This window comes from Pantoea sp. S-LA4, from assembly GCF_054482835.1.
In genome coordinates this window covers 2,857,833-2,881,286 of record NZ_JBTLRC010000002.1, presented here as the reverse complement: position 1 = coordinate 2,881,286, position 23,454 = coordinate 2,857,833, and the positions used below count along the sequence as shown (strand labels likewise).

The 23,454-nt window shown below is 53.9% G+C and carries 31 protein-coding genes; 6 read left to right on the top strand and 25 right to left on the bottom strand.

Annotation, left to right across the window (positions count from 1 at the left end; translation table 11 throughout):
* From ACX3P5_RS14330 to ACX3P5_RS14305, 6 genes are all read right to left on the bottom strand, one after another.
* On the bottom strand, window positions 1-2,463 hold the full coding sequence (locus ACX3P5_RS14330; protein ID WP_458968902.1) for a phage tail tape measure protein: 2,463 nt from the start codon (window positions 2,461-2,463) through the stop codon (window positions 1-3).
* On the bottom strand, window positions 2,453-2,578 hold the full coding sequence (locus ACX3P5_RS14325) for a GpE family phage tail protein (RefSeq protein WP_458968901.1): 126 nt from the start codon (window positions 2,576-2,578) through the stop codon (window positions 2,453-2,455). Before ACX3P5_RS14325 ends, ACX3P5_RS14330 begins: the two co-directional genes overlap by 11 nt.
* A 32-nt stretch (window positions 2,579-2,610) precedes the next feature.
* A complete protein-coding gene (locus ACX3P5_RS14320; RefSeq protein WP_115759134.1) occupies window positions 2,611-2,889 on the bottom strand; it encodes a phage tail assembly protein in 279 nt (92 codons plus the stop codon).
* A gap of 58 nt (window positions 2,890-2,947) precedes the next feature.
* Window positions 2,948-3,457, bottom strand: coding sequence for a phage major tail tube protein (locus ACX3P5_RS14315; protein ID WP_010246672.1), 510 nt, complete (start codon window positions 3,455-3,457; stop codon window positions 2,948-2,950).
* A gap of 12 nt (window positions 3,458-3,469) precedes the next feature.
* Window positions 3,470-4,639, bottom strand: a complete 1,170-nt coding sequence (locus ACX3P5_RS14310) for a phage tail sheath protein (protein ID WP_279852257.1) — start codon at window positions 4,637-4,639, stop codon at window positions 3,470-3,472.
* A gap of 80 nt (window positions 4,640-4,719) precedes the next feature.
* The gene (locus ACX3P5_RS14305; protein WP_150030391.1) at window positions 4,720-5,298 is read right to left on the bottom strand and encodes a recombinase family protein; all 579 of its coding nucleotides are present in this window, start codon (window positions 5,296-5,298) and stop codon (window positions 4,720-4,722) included.
* A gap of 50 nt (window positions 5,299-5,348) precedes the next feature.
* Here ACX3P5_RS14305 and ACX3P5_RS14300 point away from each other — a divergent pair, with 50 nt between their 5' ends.
* Both ACX3P5_RS14300 and ACX3P5_RS14295 read left to right on the top strand, forming a co-directional pair.
* Window positions 5,349-5,717: a gp53-like domain-containing protein gene (locus tag ACX3P5_RS14300; RefSeq protein ID WP_458968900.1), complete on the top strand. Its 369-nt coding sequence runs from the start codon at window positions 5,349-5,351 to the stop codon at window positions 5,715-5,717.
* Window positions 5,718-6,119: a tail fiber assembly protein gene (locus ACX3P5_RS14295; RefSeq protein WP_458968899.1), complete on the top strand. Its 402-nt coding sequence runs from the start codon at window positions 5,718-5,720 to the stop codon at window positions 6,117-6,119.
* 27 nt (window positions 6,120-6,146) lie between these two features.
* Here ACX3P5_RS14295 and ACX3P5_RS14290 read toward each other — a convergent pair whose 3' ends face one another.
* From ACX3P5_RS14290 to ACX3P5_RS14205, 18 genes are all read right to left on the bottom strand, one after another.
* Window positions 6,147-6,539: a tail fiber assembly protein gene (locus ACX3P5_RS14290; RefSeq protein ID WP_424993936.1), complete on the bottom strand. Its 393-nt coding sequence runs from the start codon at window positions 6,537-6,539 to the stop codon at window positions 6,147-6,149.
* Window positions 6,539-7,771 carry a phage tail protein gene (locus ACX3P5_RS14285; protein WP_458968898.1) on the bottom strand — a complete coding sequence of 411 codons (1,233 nt, stop codon included), beginning with the start codon at window positions 7,769-7,771 and terminating at the stop codon, window positions 6,539-6,541. Before ACX3P5_RS14285 ends, ACX3P5_RS14290 begins: the two co-directional genes overlap by 1 nt.
* Entirely contained in the window at window positions 7,768-8,376 is a 609-nt protein-coding gene (locus ACX3P5_RS14280) for a phage tail protein I (protein ID WP_010261146.1), read from the bottom strand. The genes ACX3P5_RS14285 and ACX3P5_RS14280 overlap by 4 nt, the downstream gene beginning before the upstream one ends.
* Entirely contained in the window at window positions 8,369-9,277 is a 909-nt protein-coding gene (locus ACX3P5_RS14275; protein ID WP_458968897.1) for a baseplate assembly protein, read from the bottom strand. Before ACX3P5_RS14275 ends, ACX3P5_RS14280 begins: the two co-directional genes overlap by 8 nt.
* Before the next feature lie 4 nt (window positions 9,278-9,281).
* Window positions 9,282-9,632 (bottom strand): GPW/gp25 family protein, encoded by a 351-nt coding sequence (locus tag ACX3P5_RS14270; RefSeq protein WP_422883070.1) that lies wholly within the window; start codon window positions 9,630-9,632, stop codon window positions 9,282-9,284.
* Window positions 9,629-10,213, bottom strand: coding sequence for a phage baseplate assembly protein V (locus ACX3P5_RS14265; RefSeq protein ID WP_458968896.1), 585 nt, complete (start codon window positions 10,211-10,213; stop codon window positions 9,629-9,631). Before ACX3P5_RS14265 ends, ACX3P5_RS14270 begins: the two co-directional genes overlap by 4 nt.
* Before the next feature lie 89 nt (window positions 10,214-10,302).
* Window positions 10,303-11,370 carry a hypothetical protein gene (locus ACX3P5_RS14260; protein ID WP_458968895.1) on the bottom strand — a complete coding sequence of 356 codons (1,068 nt, stop codon included), beginning with the start codon at window positions 11,368-11,370 and terminating at the stop codon, window positions 10,303-10,305.
* A gap of 27 nt (window positions 11,371-11,397) precedes the next feature.
* Complete coding sequence (locus ACX3P5_RS14255) at window positions 11,398-11,844, bottom strand: phage virion morphogenesis protein (RefSeq protein ID WP_458968894.1); 447 nt, start codon at window positions 11,842-11,844, stop codon at window positions 11,398-11,400.
* Window positions 11,841-12,308: a phage tail protein gene (locus ACX3P5_RS14250; protein ID WP_458968893.1), complete on the bottom strand. Its 468-nt coding sequence runs from the start codon at window positions 12,306-12,308 to the stop codon at window positions 11,841-11,843. The genes ACX3P5_RS14255 and ACX3P5_RS14250 overlap by 4 nt, the downstream gene beginning before the upstream one ends.
* Window positions 12,241-12,513 (bottom strand): Rz1-like lysis system protein LysC, encoded by a 273-nt coding sequence (lysC, locus tag ACX3P5_RS14245; protein ID WP_458968892.1) that lies wholly within the window; start codon window positions 12,511-12,513, stop codon window positions 12,241-12,243. The genes ACX3P5_RS14250 and lysC overlap by 68 nt, the downstream gene beginning before the upstream one ends.
* On the bottom strand, window positions 12,410-12,832 hold the full coding sequence (gene lysB / locus ACX3P5_RS14240) for an Rz-like lysis system protein LysB (protein ID WP_458968891.1): 423 nt from the start codon (window positions 12,830-12,832) through the stop codon (window positions 12,410-12,412). The genes lysC and lysB overlap by 104 nt, the downstream gene beginning before the upstream one ends.
* Window positions 12,829-13,338, bottom strand: coding sequence for a lysozyme (locus tag ACX3P5_RS14235; RefSeq protein WP_458968890.1), 510 nt, complete (start codon window positions 13,336-13,338; stop codon window positions 12,829-12,831). Before ACX3P5_RS14235 ends, lysB begins: the two co-directional genes overlap by 4 nt.
* Entirely contained in the window at window positions 13,322-13,540 is a 219-nt protein-coding gene (locus ACX3P5_RS14230; RefSeq protein WP_010255079.1) for an HP1 family phage holin, read from the bottom strand. Before ACX3P5_RS14230 ends, ACX3P5_RS14235 begins: the two co-directional genes overlap by 17 nt.
* A 2-nt stretch (window positions 13,541-13,542) precedes the next feature.
* Window positions 13,543-13,746, bottom strand: coding sequence for a tail protein X (locus ACX3P5_RS14225; protein WP_458968889.1), 204 nt, complete (start codon window positions 13,744-13,746; stop codon window positions 13,543-13,545).
* Window positions 13,746-14,216 carry a head completion/stabilization protein gene (locus ACX3P5_RS14220; RefSeq protein WP_458968888.1) on the bottom strand — a complete coding sequence of 157 codons (471 nt, stop codon included), beginning with the start codon at window positions 14,214-14,216 and terminating at the stop codon, window positions 13,746-13,748. The genes ACX3P5_RS14225 and ACX3P5_RS14220 overlap by 1 nt, the downstream gene beginning before the upstream one ends.
* Window positions 14,217-14,308: 92 nt before the next feature.
* Window positions 14,309-14,977 carry a phage terminase small subunit gene (locus ACX3P5_RS14215; RefSeq protein ID WP_458968887.1) on the bottom strand — a complete coding sequence of 223 codons (669 nt, stop codon included), beginning with the start codon at window positions 14,975-14,977 and terminating at the stop codon, window positions 14,309-14,311.
* Window positions 14,978-14,980: 3 nt separating this feature from the next.
* Complete coding sequence (locus ACX3P5_RS14210) at window positions 14,981-16,060, bottom strand: phage major capsid protein, P2 family (RefSeq protein ID WP_458968886.1); 1,080 nt, start codon at window positions 16,058-16,060, stop codon at window positions 14,981-14,983.
* Between the two features lie 52 nt (window positions 16,061-16,112).
* A complete protein-coding gene (locus tag ACX3P5_RS14205; protein ID WP_458968885.1) occupies window positions 16,113-16,961 on the bottom strand; it encodes a GPO family capsid scaffolding protein in 849 nt (282 codons plus the stop codon).
* A gap of 144 nt (window positions 16,962-17,105) precedes the next feature.
* On the opposite strand from ACX3P5_RS14205, the gene ACX3P5_RS14200 reads away from it, so the two are divergent.
* The 4 genes from ACX3P5_RS14200 (at window position 17,106) to ACX3P5_RS14185 (ending at window position 22,014) form a co-directional block, all read left to right on the top strand.
* A complete protein-coding gene (locus ACX3P5_RS14200) occupies window positions 17,106-18,869 on the top strand; it encodes a terminase ATPase subunit family protein (RefSeq protein ID WP_458968884.1) in 1,764 nt (587 codons plus the stop codon).
* On the top strand, window positions 18,869-19,900 hold the full coding sequence (locus tag ACX3P5_RS14195) for a phage portal protein (RefSeq protein ID WP_458968883.1): 1,032 nt from the start codon (window positions 18,869-18,871) through the stop codon (window positions 19,898-19,900). The genes ACX3P5_RS14200 and ACX3P5_RS14195 overlap by 1 nt, the downstream gene beginning before the upstream one ends.
* A 201-nt stretch (window positions 19,901-20,101) precedes the next feature.
* On the top strand, window positions 20,102-21,070 hold the full coding sequence (locus ACX3P5_RS14190) for a thymidylate synthase (protein WP_458968882.1): 969 nt from the start codon (window positions 20,102-20,104) through the stop codon (window positions 21,068-21,070).
* A 2-nt stretch (window positions 21,071-21,072) separates the two neighbouring features.
* Entirely contained in the window at window positions 21,073-22,014 is a 942-nt protein-coding gene (locus ACX3P5_RS14185; protein WP_458968881.1) for an alpha-glutamyl/putrescinyl thymine pyrophosphorylase clade 3 protein, read from the top strand.
* Between the two features lie 5 nt (window positions 22,015-22,019).
* Here the strand turns inward: ACX3P5_RS14185 and ACX3P5_RS14180 are convergent, their stop codons facing one another.
* Window positions 22,020-23,102 (bottom strand): ImmA/IrrE family metallo-endopeptidase, encoded by a 1,083-nt coding sequence (locus ACX3P5_RS14180; protein WP_458968880.1) that lies wholly within the window; start codon window positions 23,100-23,102, stop codon window positions 22,020-22,022.
* Window positions 23,103-23,454: the final 352 nt, after the last annotated feature.

Here is a 23,454-nt window from a genome sequence, read left to right as displayed (position 1 = left end):
TTAATCCTCCCAGCCCATTTTGCTGCGGTTCTGTGCCTGCCGGTTGCGCTGCTCTTTAGCCTGGTGCTGCGCCATCAGCGCCATTGCGTCGTCTTTGGTCATGCCTTCGTGCATGTTGATTTCATACTGATAGGTATTCTGGCTGCGGTCGGTGAATCCGCCCCCGGCTGACGAGGCTGAAACCGGGCGGTAAGGCGCGCCACCGTAGGCGATGTTGTATTGCAGCCCGCCGGTATCTGCGCCCGCGCCACCGGTTGTTACCGGATCCGGGGACGGGACTTTGTCTTTCAGGCCATCGGATTTCGTGTCGATAATGCCGAGCTTATCCAGCACCCAGTTGATGCCGCCCATAAGCTGATCGAGCGCGTGACTCGGGATTTTCAGCGCCTCGGCCAGCATGTTGCCGAACTTCTTACCCATGTCTCCGGCGGCGGCAAGTTGGGTCTGCGTGGACTTCACCGGCTCCAGCAGTTTGCCGAACCAGTCCCACAGCTCTTTGACCTTGCCACCTACCCACTCAAACACCGGCTTCAGCGATCCGAAGGAATCACTGATCGGTCCCATCGCTGCGGTAAACCCTTCGGCCATGCCTGCTATAAAGGCGCTGATAGGCTCCCAGTATTTGCGCACCAGTAGCGCCCCGGCCACGATTGCCGCCGCGACGGCCACCACCGGGAGCGTGATAGCGCCGAGCGCGGCCGTAATAGCTCCGCCAGCGATGCTGAATGCCGTGCCGAGGAACCCCGCACCGGCAATCAGGGTATTCACGCCCGCAATCACCGGCCAGGCTACCAGCCCGATTGCGCCCAGCGCCCCGGCTAACATCAGCCCGCCCAATACCACTTTTGCTATACCGCCTGCCAGCGCAGGGTTAGCTTTAATCCAGTTATCAACCGTCAGCAGCAGTGCCGCCGTGTCCTGGGTAAGTGCGCGCAGGCTGCCGTCGTTCTGATCAAACAGGTCGGTGCCAATAGCCTCATAAGCAGACTGCAGCTCTTTCAGGTCGCCGCCGAGATTATCCTGCATGACCTGGACCAGCTCGGCCGTTTTGCCATCAGAGGCTTTAAACGTGGCGGTCAGCTGGTCGAGCTTGCCGGTTGAGGCGGCGGTCATCAGCACAGCGGCCGATGAGCTGGCCTCTTCGCCGAAGATAGTTTTCATGTACTCGGCGCGCTGGCCCGTTCCCAGCTTGTGGCGATCAAAACTCGCCTGCATTTCTTTCAGAATGGTGAATATCGGGCGGGTATTTCCTTTGCCGTCAGCCGTTTTAATACCCAGCTCTTTGATAGCCTTGAATGATTCACCGGTAGGAGCCTGCAGCCTGCTCAGCACGGCGCGGCTTCCTGTACCTGCCATTGAACCTGTGATTTTGGCATCGTGCAGAGCGCCGACCATTGCTGCCGCCTGTTCGATGCTGACGCCCGCGTTTTTTGCTACCGGGGCGACGTAGGTCAGCGCGTCGCTAAGCCCGTCAAAGTCAGCGGCCGTTTTATTCATGGTCATCGACAGCACGTCGCCGATGTGTGCGACCTTATCGTTTGAGAGCTGGAAGGCTGATTTCATCCCCATCAGCAGCCCGGCGTTTTCCTCCATCGTGCGCTTGTTTGCCAGCGCCATGTTGAGCGTAACCGGCGTCACCGCCTGAACGGCAGCGGCATCGCCGCCGCCTTTAGCGATAACGATTTGCGAGCCTGCCGCGTCATCGGCAGAGGCGGCGGTTGTATCACCCAGCTGACGCGCCTGCGCACGCAGGGCTTTCATTTCCGGCGATTCTTTTCCCACGCCGAGCACGGCCTGCAGCTCGGAATTTTTCTGTGCAAAATCAAACCCCGGCATCAGCAGCGACGTAGCCGCCATGCCGCCGACCGTGGCAGCACCGATACCGGCCGCGCCCATATTGCGCACCTTACCCGACAGCTCCTGCCCTTTGCGGTAGCGCTCGCTTGTCTGGTTCAGTCGCTCCTGCTGTGCATTCAGCCGCTGCAGCTCCATTTTCTGGCGGCTCAGGCTGACCGTAGCCTGCGCCGAGGCGGATTTCAGGCGCTGCTGCTCGCTGCTCAGGGCTTTAGTGGAAATCCCCGCTGCGTTAAGCGCCTCGCGCTGCTGCTGCACCGAAAGGCGCAGGCTGTTGGACTTCGTCTGCAGCTCAGACGCTGCCTGACGGGCCTTTTCCAGTGCGCGGGCCTGCTGTGTCGTCGGACGCTCCGTGTTTTTAAACTGCACGGCCAGCGCTGCCACCTCCTGCTTTGCGTCTTTGAGGCTCTGCTGCGTGACGGCCAGCTGCGCACTGGCCTTGCGGAAGCCATCAATTTTCCCCGCCTGCGCGTCCAGTTCCTTAATCGTCGTCTGCGTCTGGCGTATGTCAGATGACAGATTTTTGGCAGCGGTCTGCACGGCTTTGAAGGGCCGCGAAGCTTTGTCTACCGCATTCAGCAGCACCTGCACTTTAAGGTTATTGCTCATCCGGGGTCGCTCCGCTGCGGATAAAGGCTTTATGCTGCCAGCCCATCAGCTCGGCCAGCGGCATGTCGTACATCTCGGAAGGTTGCCAGTGAAATATCGTGGCAATGTCGGCCATCAGGTCGTTGACCGTCAGGCCGTGCGGCCAGTCTATTCGTCCGACTTCGACTGCAAAAAACCAATCACCTTGCCGCCCAGCGCAATCAGGTCAACCGGATCAAGGGCGTTACATTCGGCCTTTGTCAGTGCTGGCAGAGTAATGCGGGGCAGCACGGTCAGCAGTGAGTCAACATCCGACTGGCACAGATCGGCCAGCCGCACGCCGCGCAGACTTCCGGCCGTCGGCTTAATCAGCTCCACGCTTTTGATTTCGGTTTCGCCGCGCATCAGCGGGGTTTCAAACTCAACAACGTTATCTTTCTTTTCCATGATTATTCTCTGTTCACTGTAGTCAGTTAAAGCCAGCGACGTGCGCTGGCGTCAGGGTTTATACCAGGCCGAGGTTTTTACGGCGCTGCTCAAGACGGTCAACACCGTTGACCTTCTCCACCATGTTGATGGTGTCGATTTCGATCAGCTCTTTGCCGTTAAAGGTCAGCTTGTAATAGGTGTTTTTCGAGGTGATTTTGGTTTCGGTATCTTCACCCTGTTTGGCTTCGCCGAAATCAAACGACTGATGCTTACCGCGTACCTCAATCTCTACCGCGATTTCCTCGCCGGTATCGTCGCGCTGGTAAGAGCCGGTAAAGCGCAGGGGAATGTCAGACGCACCCCACTGCGTGAGAACCAGCTCATCGATGCCGCCGATGCTCCATTCAACATCGAGCGCGTCATCTTCCAGACCGTTATCGATAAAGGCCGCGCCGCTCATGCCGCCTGCGCGGAACGGGTCGAGCTTGCGCGCCAGCTTAGGCAGGGTCACGGCGGTGACGACGCCCTGATAGCTGTTGGCGTTGTTAAAAAGGTTCATGCCTTTCAGTTTGCGTGGCAGTGCCATTTACCCGGCTCCTCAGCTGTTTACGGATGCGGCGAAGTTCGCCAGATAGGTGTCGGTGATGCGCTGGCGCAGGGTTAAATCTTCCAGCGGCGGAACCGGCGTATAGTCGTAATCGATAAAGAGCTTGCCCGCCTTCAGGGTGTCTTTATCGTTGGCGCTTTCGTCATACCAGGCAGATGCACCCAGCAGATAACCGGCGTTAACCAGCTCGCGGAACTTGGCATTAATGCCCGCAATAATTTCCTTAACGAGAACTGGCGTTAGCGGTTTATCAACCGCCCACATATGCGCCTCGGCCATCGTGTCAGCCAGCACTTGTGCGGTGCGGGTGTAGTTCTCAAACTGGAACAGCGGATCGTCACTACAGGTGCGGTTGCCCCAGAAGCGGAAACCGTCTTTACGGATCAGCGTGGTGACGTCGGCCTCATTGAGCAGGTCGGCGTCGGTGCCGGTCTGCTGCAAATCCCAGAACACTGATGCGGAAATCCCGGTCACGCCGTTGACGCCGACGTTAGACAGGGTTTTATGCCAGCCTGTGTCGTTGTCGATTTTGGCGCGCAGGCCCAGCGCGCGGGCGGTCGCAAAGGCCGTGTCTGATTTGCTGGTCGCAGTGTTCCACGCAAGAAAATCAGGCCAGATAACCATCAGCTCACGCTGGCTGAAGTTCTGGCGATACAGGCGGGCTTCGGAAATGGTTTTACATTCCCACGCGGAGACGTAGGCAAAGGCGCGCAGCTGCTGCGCGATGCTGGCAAGCGCGGTCGCCACTGCCAGTGAGTCCAGCCCCGGCACGCCGAGAATGCGCGGCTTGACGTCGAGCTGGGTCTGCGCGGCGAGCAGCGCTTTCATGCCGGTATACTGGCCGTTTTCATCCGTGCCGCCGATGATATTGGACGTGGTTTCGGCTTCGTCGGCACCTTCAGCCACGCGCACGACGACGGTCACGGGTTTGGACTGGTCGGCAATAGCCTGCAGCGCAGCCGCGAGCGTGCCTTTTTTGCCAGCCTTACCGACAGCGCCCTGCACGTTGGTGATAAGTACCGGCGTATTGAGCGGAAAGGTTGCCGCATCCGCATCCTGCGCGGTGCAGACCATGCCCACAATTGCGGTTGATACGGTTGTAATGGTGCGCGTGCCGTCGTTGACTTCTACGACGCGGACACCATGATGATAATCAGACATCTGATGCACTCCGTTTTGAGGGTGTACTCAGGGTGTCAGGTCAGGTTTAGCAGTGCATCTGATGAGGGTTTGCTGGTCTGTCAGCAGACAGAATTAATAATCTGGCGCTGCCTGTCGGCCGGTATGTACCGGTAAAGGGTTTTGACCGACACCTCCAGCACAAGCGCAATCTGCTGCAATGTTGCGCCGTTCGCCAGCATTCGTTCAGCGCGGCTGATAACGTCCGGCGTCATCACGCGCCGCCTGCCGCCGATGCGTCCTTTATCCCGCGCAGCAGCCAGCCCCGCGCGGGTGCGCTCTATTATCAGCTCGCGCTCCATTTCAGCCAGCGCGCCCATAACGTGAAAGAAAAACCGGCCCATTGGCGTGCTGGTATCGATGCTGTCGGTCAGGCTGCGGAAGTTAACGCCACGCTCGCGCAGCTCCTCCGTCAGCATGACCAGGTGGCGCATACTCCTGCCGAGCCGGTCGAGCTTCCACACAATCAGCGTGTCGCCAGGCTGCAGGCAGCGCAGCGCCTTTTTCAGCCCCGGCCTTTCGCTGGTTTTGCCGCTTATCCTGTCTTCAAAAATCAGCTCACATTCTGCGCTCTGCAGCGCAACCCGCTGTAAATCCGTGTTCTGGTCATTTGTTGATACCCTGATATAGCCAATCAGCACGCTGAGCTCTCCGCAAATGTGCCAGCGCGGCCCGGCGCAGGGCCAGGCGTTTGTTTCTCAAAAACCTCGGTTTAGGCGACGCAGCAAAAAAGACTGTCGGTAATGGCGCTGATCAACTGCCTGATATGAGTTTCTTCGCCGCTGTGAAATCGGGCAACGGCTACTTTCGGCTACCCAACGGCATGATTCTGCAATGGGGGTTCGGTGCGTTCGCTCAAAAAACAACTACAACCGTCGTTTTGCCGATTGAGTTCCCGACTACAGGCGTAGTCGTGCTCGCCTGTAAGGGCGCATCTTTACCGCTGGCCGGTGAATATAGCGTTGGGACGCAGTACCGCGACAAGGCTTCTTTTAATCTTACAAATACAGGCCCTGACACGACTAAGCAGGGAATTTACTGGCTGGCGCTGGGGTACTAAATGAAAAAATATTCACCATCTGCAAATGCTTTTTACGATACCAGCATCAATCTGGTTATCCCTGCTGATGCCGTAAAAATCACCGATAAAAAATGGGCTGACTTACTCGCCGGACAGGCAGAAGGAAAGCTGATTGCCTGCGGTGCTGACATGCTCCCGTGCCTGACTGCTCAACCGCTGCCAACAGCAGAAGAAATTATCAGCCAGGCCGAAGACAAGCGCAGCAGGTTGAGGGCAGATGCCGATACGATTATTCAGCCCCTGCAGGATGCGAACGATTTAGGGATAGCGACAGATGATGAGGCAAGCCAGCTTATCGCCTGGAAGAAATACTGCGTCATGCTGATGCGGATGAACACGGAAGACGCTGAAAATATTATATGGCCTGAACAGCCCGCATAAACAAAAAGCCCGCATAGCGGGCTTTCTTCATTCCGGCCTGACCGGCCATGTAATATCAGGAGCCTTACTGTTATCAATCCGGCTGAGTTCTACCCGGTATCGCTTCCATTCTGCCAGGCGGGCGATCTCCGCATCAGTTGCAATGCCGATATCAACCGCATCCTGCAGTGGCACGATAGCCCGGTTTGCCTCATCCATTTCGGCTGCCAGTCTGCTGCTGGCAATCAGTTCCGCATTCTCTGCATCCGTAAGCGGGGCAGTAAAAACGCCGTCATTGTAGCGATAATTTATATCGGGCTGTTCGGGCAGCGCGGTGATATCCACCCATACCAGCGAAGGGTGATAGAGTTTTTCAGGCTTCACATTCAGCGCGACAATTTCCGCGACGCGCTGATTTTCAATGCGGGCATACGTTTTCATCAGCTGAATTCCTCAATAAAAATAACGCCATCCGAACCGTAGTTACCAATAAAAGGATCTGAGCGGGTATTACCACCACCTCCAGCCCCAAAGGTTTTCCCTTTAACGGATAAATTACCGTCTCCGCTTCGCTTGCCGCCGCCCCAGTAACTTACACCGCCATCACCAGAACCGCCCCGATAGGGGTTTGTGGTCGTCGAGATAATGCCGGGCGCATCGCTGCCGTCACCACCCGGAATATTCAAATCGCCGCCAACTGCCGTTCCTCCCGCGCCGCCCGCATCACCTGATGAAGTATTAACGCCGTTGCCCGCCGTCAGCATGCCGTTGAATGTGCTGCTTGTTGCTGACAGGTTTTCATCGCTGCCACGGCCTACCACGCCGGGGTAAGTTTTGGTGTCGTCCACGTTCAGCCATGCGATGACTGTTCCGCCTGCGCCACCGCCTGCGCCACGGCTTGTGAAGCCGCTGCCCCATCCAAGATAGCCATAACCTCTGCCGCCGCCGCCGGTCAGGATAATCCTGATGCGTTTCGTTCCGGGTGTAGGCTTGTAGTTGATTGCTCCAGGCGTGGTAAAAATCTGGCGGCCAATAATACGCCCTGAGAATTTTTCTGTTAAACCGAGGTTTTTGAGAACGTCAGCAATCAGCCCGGCGTCTTTGATTTCTGCCAGGGCATTTGCGATCTGCAGGTACTGGCTGTGGGGGTTGTCAGCATCAGTATGCTTTTTCATTACGCTGTCAGCGTATGCCTTCACTTCGATCACGGCGTCATCAACATACTTGCGCGTTGCCAGCACGACTGATGGATCAATTTTCAGCGTGACGGCCGTTGTGCTGTTCACGATTAAAATCATGCGCACGGTCTGCGTCCGCCCGCTGCCTTCAGCCAACTGCGGCTTATAGGTTTCCGGGCAGTTAGCAACGGCAATCAGCACGCCGTCGGCATCATACAGGCCGATTTCGCGGATCCAGAAACCGCCCTCGCTTTCCGGGATAATCTGCTCGGCGATAATCTGGCTGCTGTTTGCCGCGTCAATGGTCAGGGAATTAAGCTGCGCGCGACGCTTCTCGCCGATGAGCTTTGTCTGTGCCGCGTCAGGTGTAGGCAGCGAGCCGCCTCCATCACCGACACCCATAGAGGCGATGTTCACTTTCGAGCCGAGTGCAGCGGCGTTCGCCAGCTTAGCTGCGCCCTGATTGGTCAGCAGGGCAAAATATTTTGTCGTCATGCGCTCACTTCCGTCAGGTCAATAAGATGCACCGCCGCGCCGGAATAGACCGGCCCGCCGACGCTGATAAGTTCAGGGGTATAAGGGTAAACAGTCAGCTCGTCGCCGCTGTAGCTGGCAACGGCGACCGGCAGAGTGCCGTTAGCATCGAGATTAATAGACAGGCCGATAAGGTGACGGCTGCAGGGCTTGGCGTCAGCTATCAGGCGCTCCAGCTCGTTATACATTTCCTCGGTAATGCCGGTATCAAGTACGCCCACGTCCAGCCGGAACGTGCCTGGCGCTTCACCGGTTTTCCACCACTCGATTATTTTGATGAGATAGCCCAGCGGCTCAACGACGCGCCGGATAGCCCCGATAGTGCCCTTGTGCCGGTGCACGTACTGCGAGGCGGCAACCACGGCTCGCTTTGTCGATTCAGGCCAGGCTGAATCCCAGCGGTCAACTGACCACGCCCACGCCAGATAGGGCAGAAGCTCCACCGGGCAAGTGTACGGATTCCATAACTGGCGCAGCGGCACGCTCATCGCGCCGGGGCTCGCCAGCGCCTCGGCAGCAGCAATCTCAAGGGGTGTCGAGCCGGTCGGCAGCAGGCGCTCACTCATCCGAGCCTCCCACGGTCAGCGTGTAGCCTGTGCAGTAAGCGGCCTGTGTTTTATCAAGTACCACATCTGCAGCAGGCTTAATCAGATTGACGCGCTGCACGCCCTCAACGTGCATAGCGGCATACAGCGCAGACAGGCGAATGTCGCGGCCGAGGCGCTTCTGCGCGCTGACAAAGGCGGCGAGCTTTGCCTCTGAGGCGGCGCGGATTGGCTCCGCTTCCGGCCCCGGATAGAGGTACAGCTCGGCCACAATTTCGTATTCCACAATCTTTGCTGACTGCACGCTCACCCGGTCGGCAACCGGGCGCACGTCCTCATCATTGAGCGCTGTATCCACCACGGCCAGCAGATCATCACCGGCCAAGCCGTTGCCCTCACGCGCGAGCACTGTCACCGTGACCACTGCAGGCGACGGGCTGATGGCTGACGCATCGGCTACGCGGCCGTCGGCGCTTCTGGCGTGATACTCATAAGCACCGGTCGGCCCGGCCACGCTCAGCCCCTCAAAGGCCGAGGCGATGCGCAGCCGGAAATCGTCATTACTTTCCATCACTGCGGCGGTAGGCGGAATGGTTGTATCGTCGGCAGGGGTAATGGTCAGGCGGGTTACGCCATTGTTCGCGCCGAGCTGGTCAAGGTCGCCGTCAAGTGCATACGCAACCATGACGGCCTTTGCCGCCTCGTTGATGCGCTGGCGCAGGATCAGCTCACGATAGGCATTTTCCTGCAGCAGCTTAACGATGGGTTCTGACTCCAGCGTCAGCGTGCGGGCGACGGCGTCCTGCTGGTCAGCAGGGTAAAGAGAAATCAGCGTGGCTTTACGCTCGGCCAGCAGGGTTTCATAGTCCAGCGACTCCACCACGTCAGGCGCGGGCAGCTGGCTCAGGTCGATAGTTGCCATAGTCTCAGCTCACAGGAACGGTTAAGGAAAAAGGCTGCGCGTTATCGGTGCGGTTGCCGGACAGCTCAACCACCATTGCGCCGTTGATATCCGACTCAAAGCTGATGGCGGTCAGCTTTACGCGCGGCTCCCATTGCAGGAGCGCCATATAGCAGGCCGACATAATCTGCAGGCGCAGCGCCTCGTTTTGCGGCTGGCCAATCAGCGCGGATAAAAGCGAACCATACTGGCGGCGCATCACCCTGGAGCCAACAGGGGTCAGAAAAATGTCGCTAATCGACTGCCGGATATGATCGAGGTCGGTCAGCGTGCCGCCGGTTTCCCGGTTCATGCCAATATATTTTGCGGTTGTCATACCGGCGCTCCCGTTTTTCCGCCGCTGTCGCCTGGATGGATATGCGAATGCAGCACCTTGCCGTTTGAGGACAGACTGCCGCCGGTATGCGTCACATCACCTTTCATCGTGCCGCCCTTAGTGACCTCCAGCTGCGCAGTTTTGAGCAGCGTTGTGCATTCCACTTCGGGCGAGTCGAACAGGATTTTTACCGCGGCCTTGATGGTTGCGGTCTGTATGCCGGTTGCGTTCAGCGCGCCGGTTTCCGGCTCGTACTCGATCACCGCGCCGTCAGGAAATGACCAGTGCAGTGCATCGGCCGAGGCAGACGGAGCCGGGTTGTCATCCGAGAAAATGCCCGGCAGCACAAAGCCGGTATCAAGTTCGCCGCCGAGGCACAGAATAAGAACCTGCTCACCCACTGACGGCGCATTCCAGGAGCGGGTTTTACCCGCGCGGGCGCTCAGCCAGTGCAGCCAGCCGGTTGTGTTTTTTCCTGTATCGACACGGCACAGCCCGCCGTCAAGATTGACGGCCGACACGGTTCCGATTCGGATCAGGTTGCGCAGCAGGCGCTGAATTTCTGCGAGTTGTTCGTTCATGCCGCAAGGTTGCTATGTTGCGGCATGTTGATCAAAGAAAGCGTGTTTAGCTATGAATGAGCAAACACTGTCATTTTTATAAAGAAGAGTTAAGTATTAATTTCTGGCGGAACGGCGTTAGCAATAATATCACTATGCAATTTTTCAATTGTATTTTGTTCTGATTTATTTCTAACTGCATCAATTAACCTACGGGCCTCTTTCTTATTATCAAAATAGGGCGACTTGTAATATGCAAAGTCACGTAAGTTATTATAGAAATTCTCAATGCATTTAAATGCCGCTATTGCTTCTTCACTAGTCCTTCCAACTGACTCTAAATTATATCTCACACCTTTAATGACGCATGGGTAAGTAGGTGATGACATACACAAATCAATTACTTCTTGCAGTCCCAGCATATGGGCAAGTCGCATTACATCCCTGCAAAATATTTCAATATATAATCCAAAGCTCACCTGTGGATTAACATTATCTAAAATAGAAATCAGCATTCCCCTTGTGGTTTCAAGTAGTTTATCAACTTCCTCAAACCTATCTTTCTTAACAGTTGGGGTTCCATACTTAGGATCACCCGCGAAAAATAACTTATGAATCCGAGGGTGTGGTTTGTTTAACGCCTTTAAATTTTCATGCAATTCTACTTCGCCAATCTGTTCAAAATAAGAGAATAATTCTTTCCTGTGGGCGTGGAATAAATCGATGTTGTTCTTCTGGCTTACAATCTGAATTTGCTTGGCGGTCTGCTTAGTTGCGTGGAATCTGCTAACACTTGCTGAAAGAGGTATTGCGAGAGACAGCACACCCAGCGGCAAGGCACTTATCGAAACGAAAGTTTTAAATCCTTCAGCGTCAAATCTGAATGTATAGCCTGACCATGCTAAAGAACCAAGAAGAAAGAAATACACCATAGGCAGGATAATAGAAAACCAGAATATACCTTGATGGCCTATGCTTTTTTCAGTGTGAAGGGTCATGATATAAGTGTGGAACTCTCGAGTTCCATGCAAACTTTCAAGGTAAGGGTCTTTTGAAGTTATAGATTTCATCCAAAAATAGATGATAGCGTATGAAACAAGTGCTGGTAAAAGCCCAAAAAGTATAAAAGCCCCAGCCCCAAAAAAATAGTGGTAAAAGAATTGAGTAAATCCTTCCATATCATCATTCCCAAGATTGTATTGTTGCTAATGTAAAGCATCAACTATCACCTGTTCAATCATATTGATGTCATCATCATTCAATCCAAATAAAGGACGTGCTTCATACTGCACTTCTTTGCCTTTACGCGATGGCCGGTCGCGCAGGCCGTAATGATGCACGCGGGCCATGCGCTGCACGTTGCCCGCAAACTCGATCACGGCCTCATTCGGGCTGGCCTGCGTCTTCATGTACTTAGCCGTGCGCAGCTTGGCGAATATCTCGCGCTTTATCCGGCCCTTTTTGCTGCGCACCGGCTGCGCTTTGCGGGGCTTAAACGGCGTGCCGTCAGGTGCCTGCTGGCGCTTGATGTTCTGCTGCTGACTCGCGCGCAGCTTGCGGGCAATACTGCGCGCCATTTCTTTACGCGCCGGGGCTGACAGGCTGCTGATAAGCGCCTCCAGCCGGTCATTTACCAGCTGAAGCTCGCTCATGTCTGTAACTCGCTGACCAGCTCACCTTTAACGTAAAGCTGCACCGGCCGCGCGTCATTCTCCGGCAGCGGGTTCTCGCCGACGTGGGTCACGTGCAGCCCGTCGTCGGCCTGCTTCACGATCACGCGCTCGCTCAGTTGCAGCTCAATGCTGATATCGCTGGCCGTGTCGCTGATAACATCCGCCTCAAAGGTGAAGCCTGTCCGGCGCTTTTCCTCGCTTGCCATAATGTCGGGTTCATTCGTTCGCAGCCAGGCAAGCAGCGGCACGATCAGCAGGTCGATGTTACCGGCGTAGTCGGTAATAACCATGTTAAGCCGGTACTGGTATTCAAACGACAGCGAGCTGGCAAGCGTCGAGACGATGCGCCCGCTGTCGATAAACACGTTCAGCGCGTCAGGGTTTCGCTGCAGCTCCGGCACGCTGTCGGTCAGTGTCTGGCGCAGTTGTAGGGGTTTCAGCATCGTGTTGTTCCTGGCAGTCTTTGATGATTTCGACCTGCAGCCCGCAGGCAGCAAGTGCGGCCTCAAGCTGACGATTATCCGCCGCCAGATCGCCCGCCGTTTTAAGGTTGTTTCCCGGCACCGGGCAGCTTGTCACGCGCGGACACCCAATCCAGATAATCTCTGGCGCTGCTGAAGGCCGGGCGGGCGTGCAGCCGGATAACATCGTCAGGCAGAGCAGCAGCAGACCAGTCACGCAGTATCGGAATTGCATCGGTTTCTCTCTGTATGGTCATTTCACGGTTAAGCGCGGCCGTGCTGGCGTGCCCCTGCATCAGCCGCAGCTCGGCCTCACGCTTCTGGCTGGCTCTCGCATCGGCATCCAGCCGGGCTATTGCCCTGTCGCGGCTCTCGATACCTGCTGACAGCGTGCCGATAATGCGCTGTGCGCTGGTCAGGTCGTCTTTGGCTTCTTTCCACTGCCAGCCGGTTACGCCCAGCGCCAGCAGAGCCACGGCCAGAAGCAGCGCTATCAGGCGCGTCATGTCGCACCCCGCAGGCAGTAGGCTGTCTCATTCGCGCGGCGATTTTCCAGCCCGCGATTTCTCACGCCCTTAACGAACACCCAGCGCCGCAGCTCATTACAGGCATCAGGCCAGTGCTGCAGCCGGATATACCGGGCAAAGGTCGAGCTGCAGGCCGCGCGCACGCCGACGTTAAAGGCGAATGACACGGCCGTGTCATAGACCGGCTGTGGCATATCGCTGCGCATGCAGGCATCGATCCCGCGCTCGACGCGCATCACGTCATACACCAGATTGACCGCCGCCTGTCGCTCGCTGATCTGGCTTTGCGGCGTCACGCCCTCTGTGTGACCGATGCCGTTCGTCCAGACACCGGCGCTGCACTGATAGGGCGAGGTGCGGCACCCCTCAGCGTTGGCGATGAGCGCCAGTCCGGCCTCGGACGTTTTCAGGGTTTTGAACTGTGGCAGCAGCGCGGCAATCGCCAGCACGGCCAACACGGCGCAGCGTTTAACGGTCTGGCTCAAGGCTCACCCCCCGCAGGCGCTGCAGCTCGTAGGTTTTACGGCGGTAATGCCAGTTGATAAAGAACGTCGCCACGTTAGTAATGAGCGTGATAACGGCCACGCCGGAACCGACCATAAAGGCGATATCCTGTGGCGTATGACGCCCGAACCACATCAGGATGAGGCCAATCAGGTAGTTGATCACAGAGCTGATTTTTTCCATTTTTAGTCCCACAGGTTGACGGTTTCACCTGCTGAAGATTCAGGCAGATCAGGCAGCGTCACCTCGCAGCCGTGCGGCAGCACCGGCCCGCTTTCGGCGAGGCCCGGATTAGCCGTATAAACCAGCTCGACGGCCTGACCGGTTCGCCCGTAATAGCGCTGACAGATTTCGTCAACGGTATCGCCCTGCTGCGCGTAAACGTTCATCAGAGCAGATCCACAATGCAGCCAGGCTTACCGGCAATGCGGCTGATACTGAATCGCGCGTCGCGCCAGTACTCGTCGGCGCTGGCCTCGATTTCGCCCGCCTTTTTTGTGCCGCTGGCGTCATAGCCGCGATAGCGCTCAACGATGGTGGCGGCGGTCAGCGCGCCGACGGCGGCAAGGTAGGCCGTAATCTTTTCGCTCTCGCCGTCGAGCGATTCCGCAGGCACGTCGGCCAGCACCTTAAAGCCCGCCGCCATCTGCGCGGCGCGCCAGTCGTACAGCTCGGCGTTCACTTCAGAAATTGCCGTTTTCACGGCAAGGCGCAGGCGCAGCGCCGTGACCGTTCCCTCATAGCGCAGCGAATCGCGCAGCTGCTGCAGGTCAATGTCAGGCCAGAAAAACGTATTCTTTACCGGCGGCTCGGCAGCGTCTGCCGGTCGCGGGGCGGGGATAACAACCGTGTTATTCATAATCGGCCTTTGAAATAGGTGGGCGGTGGAGGAGGGCGCAGACACTGAAAGTGCGTTGCCGTCCTGCCGCCCGTGCGCGGGGTCGCGTTCGGTCAGCGGCTGGCGATGGCCTGCTTTTTCATCGCCGTTCCCAGCCGCTCAATGTCTTTTTTGACGCCGCAGCCGTCGTGCAGCTGATGCGCCCTTACAAGGTGGGTCATCGCCTCCAATGCCCTGCCCGCATCGCGAAGCACATACCCGGTTATCTTGTGCAGCTTGGCGCGCACCTGATCGGGCATGTCTTCGGATTCCGTCATCGCAATGGTTGCCAGCAGCGGGTCAACATCGACCGGCGCTTTTGCCGTCCAGGCGCGCGTTGCCGCGCTGGCGACTTCCTCGGCCAGCAGGTAAGGCAGGCTTGCGCGCTTAAAGCCGTCAGGCGACACAAGGCCATGCGTCAGCGCATACCGGGCAATCTCCAGCGCGCCGGGTACGTCGCCTGCATCGAGCCGCCAGATCATGACGGTCATCAGCACGGCATCCTGTGCGCCTTTGCCTTTCTCCAGCACGCCGGACACCCACGGTAGGTACTCAGGCAGCAGCTGACGCTTCATTTCCGCCTTGCGCTCGTTAGAGTGCACTTTCTTCAGGCGGCGCTTGTCGTCGTTGAGCTTGATGAGCATCTGCTCATAGCCGCTGGCGTGGCGCAGCGGGTTGTCGGCGTTCTGCGAGGCTTCGATAGCCTGCTGGCGCATGCGGTGACGTCGGGCAGGGCTTAACATGCGTTACGCCTCCGGAGTTTCTGCTGCCGGGGTTTCTGCAGCCGCGCTGAACTCACCGACTTCGATGTTTTCAACCAGGCAACCGGCCGCGTAATCCTCGATCACGTAGTCCTCGTTGATGGACTCATAGTTCTCGATGCGGTCGCGCTTCGGCACTTCGTCAATCAGACGGCGGTGCGTGCCTTCCTGCCAGTAAATCGACAGGTTATCGGTGCGGGTGATAAACATCGCGTCGGCCGGGAAGTACGGCACGCGCACCGCTGGCAGACCGCCGATGCGTTTCTGACTGATAATGACGTCAGCGGCCAGCTGCTCGGTGTTGGCCTGCGACTGGTTGACGATCGGGAAGTATTTATCAGCCAGCAGCTGACGGCCCACGATGACAACCAGCTCCGGGTCTTCCTGATACCACGGCTCGATCAGGGTGTTGGTGGCATCCATCACCAGCGCGTCGAGATTGGCATAGTCGCCGTTTTTGCCGACGCGGATTTTTTCAGAGACGACGGCGCCGTTTTCGTCGGTGATTTTGCTCATCACGCGCGCCGGTGCATCGTTGCGGTACTTCTGCAGCCAGCCTACGGCCACGTCCTGCAGCATCGGATTCTTGGCGCGGTTCGAAGTTTTGGCGCGTGTAACACCGTTGAAGCCGATCATGATGCGGTCAAGCGCCTGGCGCTTCACGATGGCGTCACGCAGACGGGCCTGAAAATCTTCATAACGCGCCCACAGGTCGAGGGTGTTATAACGGATATGAAAGTCGTAGTTGACCTGCACACACTCATAGCCTTGTTTATCCAGCGCGGCAAAGTCAGCGGTTTCGCGCTCATCGCCGCCTGCCGTATCGGTCACGCTGGCAATCGAACCGGATACGCCGATACCGATTTTCTCGCCCTTCATTTCGGACACCGGCACGATGTTGACGCGGGTCAGGAAGTCTGAAGACTCCTGCACGCGGCTCATCAGGGTCTGCGTGACCGACGGCTCAACGGTAAACTTTTTGTTCATGTCGTCGGTTTCGACGCCGTTCAGCTCGGCGAGGCGGGTCATGAACTGGTTAAACTTAAAGCGGGTATTCTTACGCATTGGCGTTCCTGTTTATCTCTGTGTGGGTTTTTAACGTTCAGGCAACGCCTGATTAGCAGTCGGTCTGCGCGCCGGACTTCGGATCGCTGCCGGTTGCCGCCGGGCGGCGGTTAAAGCTGCCGTCGGTCTGCGAAAGCTGCCCCTTCAGCGCAGCGAAAGCGGCGCGGTCTTCCCCGGCCTGCTGCTCGATAGCCTCCAGACGTGCGGTGACGGATTGCTCCAGCGCAGACAGCTCCTGCGTCTGGCTCTCCGCGTTCAGCTGTACCTGCTCAGCGACGGCCGTTACCGCCGCGCTGACGTCGGCGAACTGCTCGCCACTGGCCTTTTTCTGTCCGGTAAACATGGCGGTGATACGCGTCAGAAGGGACGGCGACGGCTCGGCCACTTCTTCAAACTCGATCACGGTTTCTTCAGCGGCGGTAAAGAGGTTGCCTTTTTCCAGCTTGCGGGACGCCAGCGGGTTAACTTTGGCCGTGGCGCTGAAGCTCAGAATCTCCGTGCCGAGGCTTGCCGGGTCGTCGGTGACGGCCAGGCCAACCAGATACGCCTCGCCCGTGTCGGCGAACTCCGGGTTAACTTCAATGGAGGTGTAGATTTTCTGGCGCGCTTTAGTCAGCTCGACCAGCTCCGGCGTCGGATCGATATGCCCGTAAAGGGCCAGCTTGCCCTTGAGCGGGCCGTCACCGATTTCTTCAGCCTCAATGGCCGTCACGTCACCAAAGCGGCGGAAAGTGCTGTCGGCGGCATAGCCCCGGATGTGTTCCATGTTGATACGTGCGCCGTACATTTCCGGGCTGTAGTTTTTCGCCATCTGCGAAATCCAGTCGCGGGAAATGACACGGCCGTCAGTGGTTGCGCCTTCAACTGCGATACGAAAACGCTTTGCTTTGATTGCTGCCATTAATCAGGCTCCGGTCAGGTGTTGGGTCGGTTCGGGGCCAGTTTCCCCGTCGCCACACAATCCCTCAACGAATGCCAGCCCGCTGATGCATCAGCAAACAGGGACAGCAGGCGCGCCATTTTCGGCACCGGTAGCCTTGCCGGTATGAAAACGACACCGACAACCATCATCAGCGATCCGCGCCGTCAGGCCGCGCTGCTTTACTGGCAGGGTTATTCCGTGCGCCAGATTGCGGAGACGCTCGGACAGAAAACGCCAACCGTGCAGAGCTGGAAGCTGCGCGACGCGTGGGACAACGTCGCGCCCATCAGTCGCGTGGAATCCAGCATGGAAGCCCGGCTGATCCAGCTCATCATGAAAGAGGTAAAGGGGAATGGTGATTACAAAGAGATAGACGCGCTCGGCCGTCAGATTGAGCGCCTTGCCCGCGTTGAGCGCTACCGCAGCAGCGGCAACGAGGCCGACTTAAACCCTAATGTGCGCAACCGCAACAAAGGTGAGCGCCAGCCGGTTGTTAAAAATGAGTTCAGCGAGGAACAGGTAGACAAGCTGACCCGCTATTTTATGGATAACTGCTTTGAGTATCAGCTCAACTGGCATAAAGCCGGGCTGACTCACCGCATCCGCAATATCCTGAAGTCGCGCCAGATTGGCGCCACGTTCTACTTTGCCCGCGAGGCGCTGATCGACGCGCTGACCACCGGGCGAAACCAGATATTTCTTTCGGCCAGCAAGGCGCAGGCCCACGTTTTTAAAAACTATATCCTCGACTTTGCCCGCCAGGCTGACGTTGACCTGAAAGGCGATCCGATTGTGCTGCCGAACGGCGCGCGCCTGATATTCCTCGGCACGAACGTGCGCACAGCGCAGAGCTATACCGGCAACCTGTACCTGGATGAATATTTCTGGATCCCGAAATTCCAGGAGCTGCGCAAAGTTGCCAGCGGCATGTCGCTGCACAAAAAATGGCGCACGACCTATTTTTCCACGCCGTCGGCCCTGTCACACAGCGCCTATCCGTTCTGGTCAGGCGAGCTGTTTAACAAGGGGCGGCGGAACAGAGATGATCGCATCGAGATAGACCTGTCGCATTCACACCTGGCGAAAGGCGCGCTGTGCGGTGACGGGCAGTGGCGGCAGATTGTGACGGTTGAGGATGCGCTCACCGGCGGCTGCAACCTGTTCGACATTGAGCAGCTGCAGCTTGAATACAGTCCGGCGGAATATCAGAACCTGCTGATGTGTGATTTTGTCGATGATGAGGCGAGCGTGTTCCCGTTTGCCGAGCTGCAGAGCTGCATGATCGACAGCCTGGAAGAGTGGGAAGATTTTAACCCGTACCTGCCGCGCCCGTTTGCATACCGGCCGGTCTGGATCGGGTATGACCCGTCGCACACCGGCGACAGCGCAGGCTGTGCGGTTATCGCACCGCCGCTCGTTGCGGGCGGAAAATTTCGCGTGCTGGAGCGTCACCAGTGGCGGGGCATGGACTTTGCCGCGCAGGCTAAATCGATCGAGGACTTAACGAAAAAATACACCGTGGAATATATCGGCGTTGATGCGACCGGCATCGGCCAGGGTGTTTTCCAGCTGGTACGCCAGTTTTACCCGGCCGCGCGTGAAATTAAATACTCGCCGGAAGTGAAAACAACAATGGTACTGAAGGCAAAAGACACCATCAGCAGCGGGCGGCTTGAGTATGACGCCGGGGCTACGGACATCACGCAGTCGTTTATGGCTATCCGCAAAACCATGACGGCCAGCGGCAACCGCTCAACCTATGAGGCGAGCCGCAGCGAAGAGGCCAGCCATGCTGACGTCGCCTGGGCAATCATGCACGCACTGTTAAACGAACCGCTTACCGCAGCCAGCGGCGGCGCTAATCCCTCAATTCTGGAATTTTACTGATGAGCAAACGCAGAGGCCGCAAGGCTTACACCGCCACCCCACAGCCGGTACAGGCAACCGCACCGCAGCAGCACGCCGAGGCGTTTACCTTTGGCGATCCGACGCCGGTCATGGATAAGCGCGACATTCTGGATTATGCCGAGTGCATCGGTAACGGGCGCTGGTTTGAGCCGCCGGTCAGTTTTGGCGGGCTGGCTAAAAGCCTGCGCTCAGCCGTGCATCACAGCTCGCCGATTTACGTAAAGCGCAACATTCTGGCCTCAACGTTTATTCCGCACCCGATGATGAGTCAGCAGGAGTTCAGCAAGTTTGCGCTTGATTATCTGGTGTTCGGCAACGCCTTCGCCGAGCTGCGTCGCAACAGCCTGGGTAAACCGCTACGCCTTGAAACCACCCCGGCCAAATTTACCCGCAGAGGCGTGAAGGATGGCGTTTACTGGTTTGTGAATGACTGGAAAGAGCCGCATGAGTTTTCGGCCGGCAGCGTCTTTCACCTTCTGGAGCCGGATATTAATCAGGAGCTGTACGGCCTGCCGGAATATCTCAGCGCGCTTAACTCGGCCTGGCTGAATGAGGCGGCGACGCTGTTCCGCCGCAAGTATTACCAGAACGGCGCCCACGCCGGTTACATCCTCTACATGACCGACGCGGCGCAGAGCAGCAGTGACGTTGACCGGATGCGTCAGGCGATGCGCGACACGAAAGGCTTGGGTAACTTCCGCAACCTGTTTATGTACGCACCGAACGGAAAGCCGGACGGGATTAAGATTCTGCCGCTAAGCGAAGTCGCGACGAAAGACGATTTCTTTAACATCAAGAAAGCCAGCCGCGACGACCTGTTAAGCGCGCACCGCGTACCGCCGCAGATGATGGGGATTATCCCGGACAACTCCGGCGGATTCGGGGATGCAGTGAAAGCGTCACAGGTATTTGTGCGGAATGAACTGACACCTCTACAAGAAAGGATGAAAGAAATAAATAATTGGATAGGATGCACAGTGATTGAATTTCGCCCCTATTCATTAGAATGAATCAAGGGTTATCGTGCTGCAGAATCTAAGTATTTATCTGTTTTATATGAATATTTTATTCTTTTGTGTAAAGTTAAAATATTGAGGTATGTGTGAAAATAATTGAAACTGAAGTGCGGTAAAACTTTTTCAAGGGTTGATTGACTGTGCAATGCGATGATGTTAATAAGTAAACCTAAACAGTTTACAGGATGTAACATTATGACATTCTCCGCAGAAGCAGACTGTATTGATGATCTTCTTAAGGAAGTTCATGCGGCAATCATCAAAGATGGTTCAAGAATTAAAGCGTCTAAAGGCGATACCATAGAGATACTTGGAGCTAGCTTAGTACTTACTGACCCAGTTAAGCGCGTTAGTAGAACTGAGTCCAGGAGTAAAATAATCAGTTGCATGGGTGAGTTTCTATGGTATTTGACTGGTGACAATAAACTTAGTTTTATTGAACGGTATATCTCTATTTACAAAGAATTTGCTGAAGATGATGGTACAATCCGAGGAGGGTATGGCCCTCGCATCTTTAGTATGCATAATATACATAATCAGTTAGAGAACATTATTACTCAACTGAGCCATAAAAAAACTAGCCGAAGAGCTTTATTGCAACTTTTTGACGCCTCAGATCTGGCATTAGAATCAAATGATTATAAAGAGTATAAAGACATACCGTGCACAATCTCACTTCAGTTCCTAATAAGAGATGAAAAACTAAATCTATTTGTCAACATGCGCTCCAACGATGCGTTTAAAGGCTTAACTCACGATATATTTGCCTTTACAATGATTCAGGAATTTATTGCTAAAATTTTAAATTGCGGCTTGGGTCAGTATTATCATTATGTTTCAAGTATGCATTTGTATGTAGATGATCTTCCTAGAGTTTCTGCTTTACAAAGAGAAGGTTTTATGAGTACCGAATCCATTATGGGTGAAATGCCTGCAATTGATTCTTTAGATTTGAGATTCAAAATACTTAAAGTAGAAGAAAGCTTGAGAAATGACAAATTCTTTAATATTGACCACTCTGAATTAAATGATTACTGGAAAGATTTAATGAGATTGATAAAAATAAACTATTTATTCAGAGGTGATGATAGCTTACAGGAAGCGCATGATGAAATTGCAAAATTAAAAAATGATTCGTTTAAGATTTTTTTTGAAGGAAAATGAAAATGAGAAGGCATCATGAAGTTCAAAAATTTGTATCGGATCTCAAGAACTTTTCAAATAATGAACATTCTTTGCTGGGGCTAACTTCTGATGCTCACTACGAAACGTTTGCTATGCAACTGATAGACAGCATTCGTAGAATAAAATATGTGGAAGCCATTAACAATAAACATAACTATAGCCAGCTTAGGATGGAGCCTAACTCAATTCAATTTGATCCACTTATTGCAGCTAAATTGCATAATGAAGCAGGCCGCTATGATGAGGCATGCTGGTTAATATTTTTGTCTACTCATTTTGGAAAAAACAACAAAACAAAATGGCAATTATGCCGAGATATATACAGTGGGTTAGGTACAATAACTTGGACTTGGGAGAATATTACTGATAATTTTGAGGATTTTGAAAAATGGTATAAAGAATCATCACCGCATTTGGTTTCCACTAGTAAAAAGAGACAATATGGAAATCATAGGAAATATGAAACCCTAAAAGTTGACTCAAGGCGTTCAATACCCAAGGTCTTTAAGTCTTATATTGAATTTATTGGCAATACAAAAAGCCATGAAGCGAGATTTGCTGAGGCTGAAACAATTTCAACGGGTCCTGATCTACTCTTTGAGATATTATACTCAAATATGAGGAGTGTCATTTCCTTCGGCAGAACAGCGAAATTTGATTATCTAACAATGCTTAGAAAAACAAAATTATTAAACTTGGAGCCAAGTCATCTTTTTTTGAACGGTTCAACTGGCCCTATTAAAGGATGTAGACTTCTTTTTAGCAATAATAAAAATGGCGTAGATTCAGTGTCAGAATTAAACGAAAAACTATCCCTTCTTGCAGAAATTTTACCTATAGGATATCTAAAGATGCAGGTTTTGGAGGACGCCCTTTGTAACTGGCAAAAATCCCCCGACAGCTATAAATATTTCGGGGGATAGAGTATTTAGATTATATCATCCTTTTTATATCTCACCTTAAGTCGGTTAAGGTGAGAATACGGGACATTACCAATGTGTTGTAAATGCCCCACAACTATCCCTTTTGAAACACCTATCTTTTTAGCAGTACGTACTATTACTTTCCAGTCTTTAGCTCCGAAGTCTTTAATTATCGTCTGAAAAGGCTTAGGTATTAATGTATCAATAGCAAATTGATCTGCTTCAACTTCTTCCTTTGAACTAAGTTCTATTTCTCCTTCTATACGAATGTTAATTGCATCATGAAGAATTAGATGTCCAATTTCATGGAACAAAGTGAACCAGAAATGATCATCAGTGAGATGTCTAAAACTCACTATGAGAGTGGCGTGATTAGGCTTGAAAAAACATGTCGCACCGCTTGCACGACATCCTGAAGGAGTTGGCAAGACAATAAACGAAACGCCTGCTTTAGCAAAGATTTCTTTAAGTTTCGGAACAAAGATTTTTATATCTGGTTCATTTGAGAGTCGACGAATATCTGGAAGCAAACTTATTAAAGTCTCTTTACTCCATAATTTACAGGCATGACTATTGCTTATTTTTTTAGCTTTTACTATCCATGCCAAATCTGCCATTGGAACAGTCTTAAGACTCAGGGATTTTCTAAATGCAACTAATGGAGCATCATTTTCCACTTTATATGTAAAATCATTAACAGATTTAATGCCAAAAAAGTCTAAGCAATATTTGAATTTTAATTCGCGTGTTGATGCTTTTGGTATCCATCCATAGTTAACCATGTCTTTTACTGGAAGTGATTCAAGCCATTCTTTATTGACAGCATTTAAATGTTCAATATGTTCTCGGTAAGCACCTTCTCGCTTGAGCCAAAACTCTACTGAAACATTAAATATATCCTGTAACTTTAATGCCATGCATTCATTCAAAGATAAATTTCCGAGCAAAAGTTGTTGACCCTTCAAAACAGAGAGACCAATCTTCTTGCTGAGTTCTGCATCGGTAAGCCCATGCTCATCCATGAGGTCTATGATTGTGTCGCCAGGAGGAGATACCCGGTCTGGGCTAAAATCTAGTGTACCAATCATTTTTCGTCACCTATGAACATTAACTTAATACGTCTTACTGCTTTCCAATCTATTGAATTATCATCATTTTTTGGAGGCTTTGCGTGAACACATATGAACCCCATACTTACCTTAGAGTCTAACTTGATTATAATGTATTCTTCGTCATCCTGAAAGCTTGAGACAGGACCTCCTACGGGAAGTTCCAATACGTTATTTATTGCCTTAATGTCAAAAAGGCGTGATATCAGTTTTTTAGATAAACGGAGACCAAGAACTTCATCCGCATGACTTTGTATGAGACAGATATCCCTTAAGTGTCTGCTGTGAAAGGAAATTTCCAAGGGCTTGTCGCTTATAAAATTGGTATAAC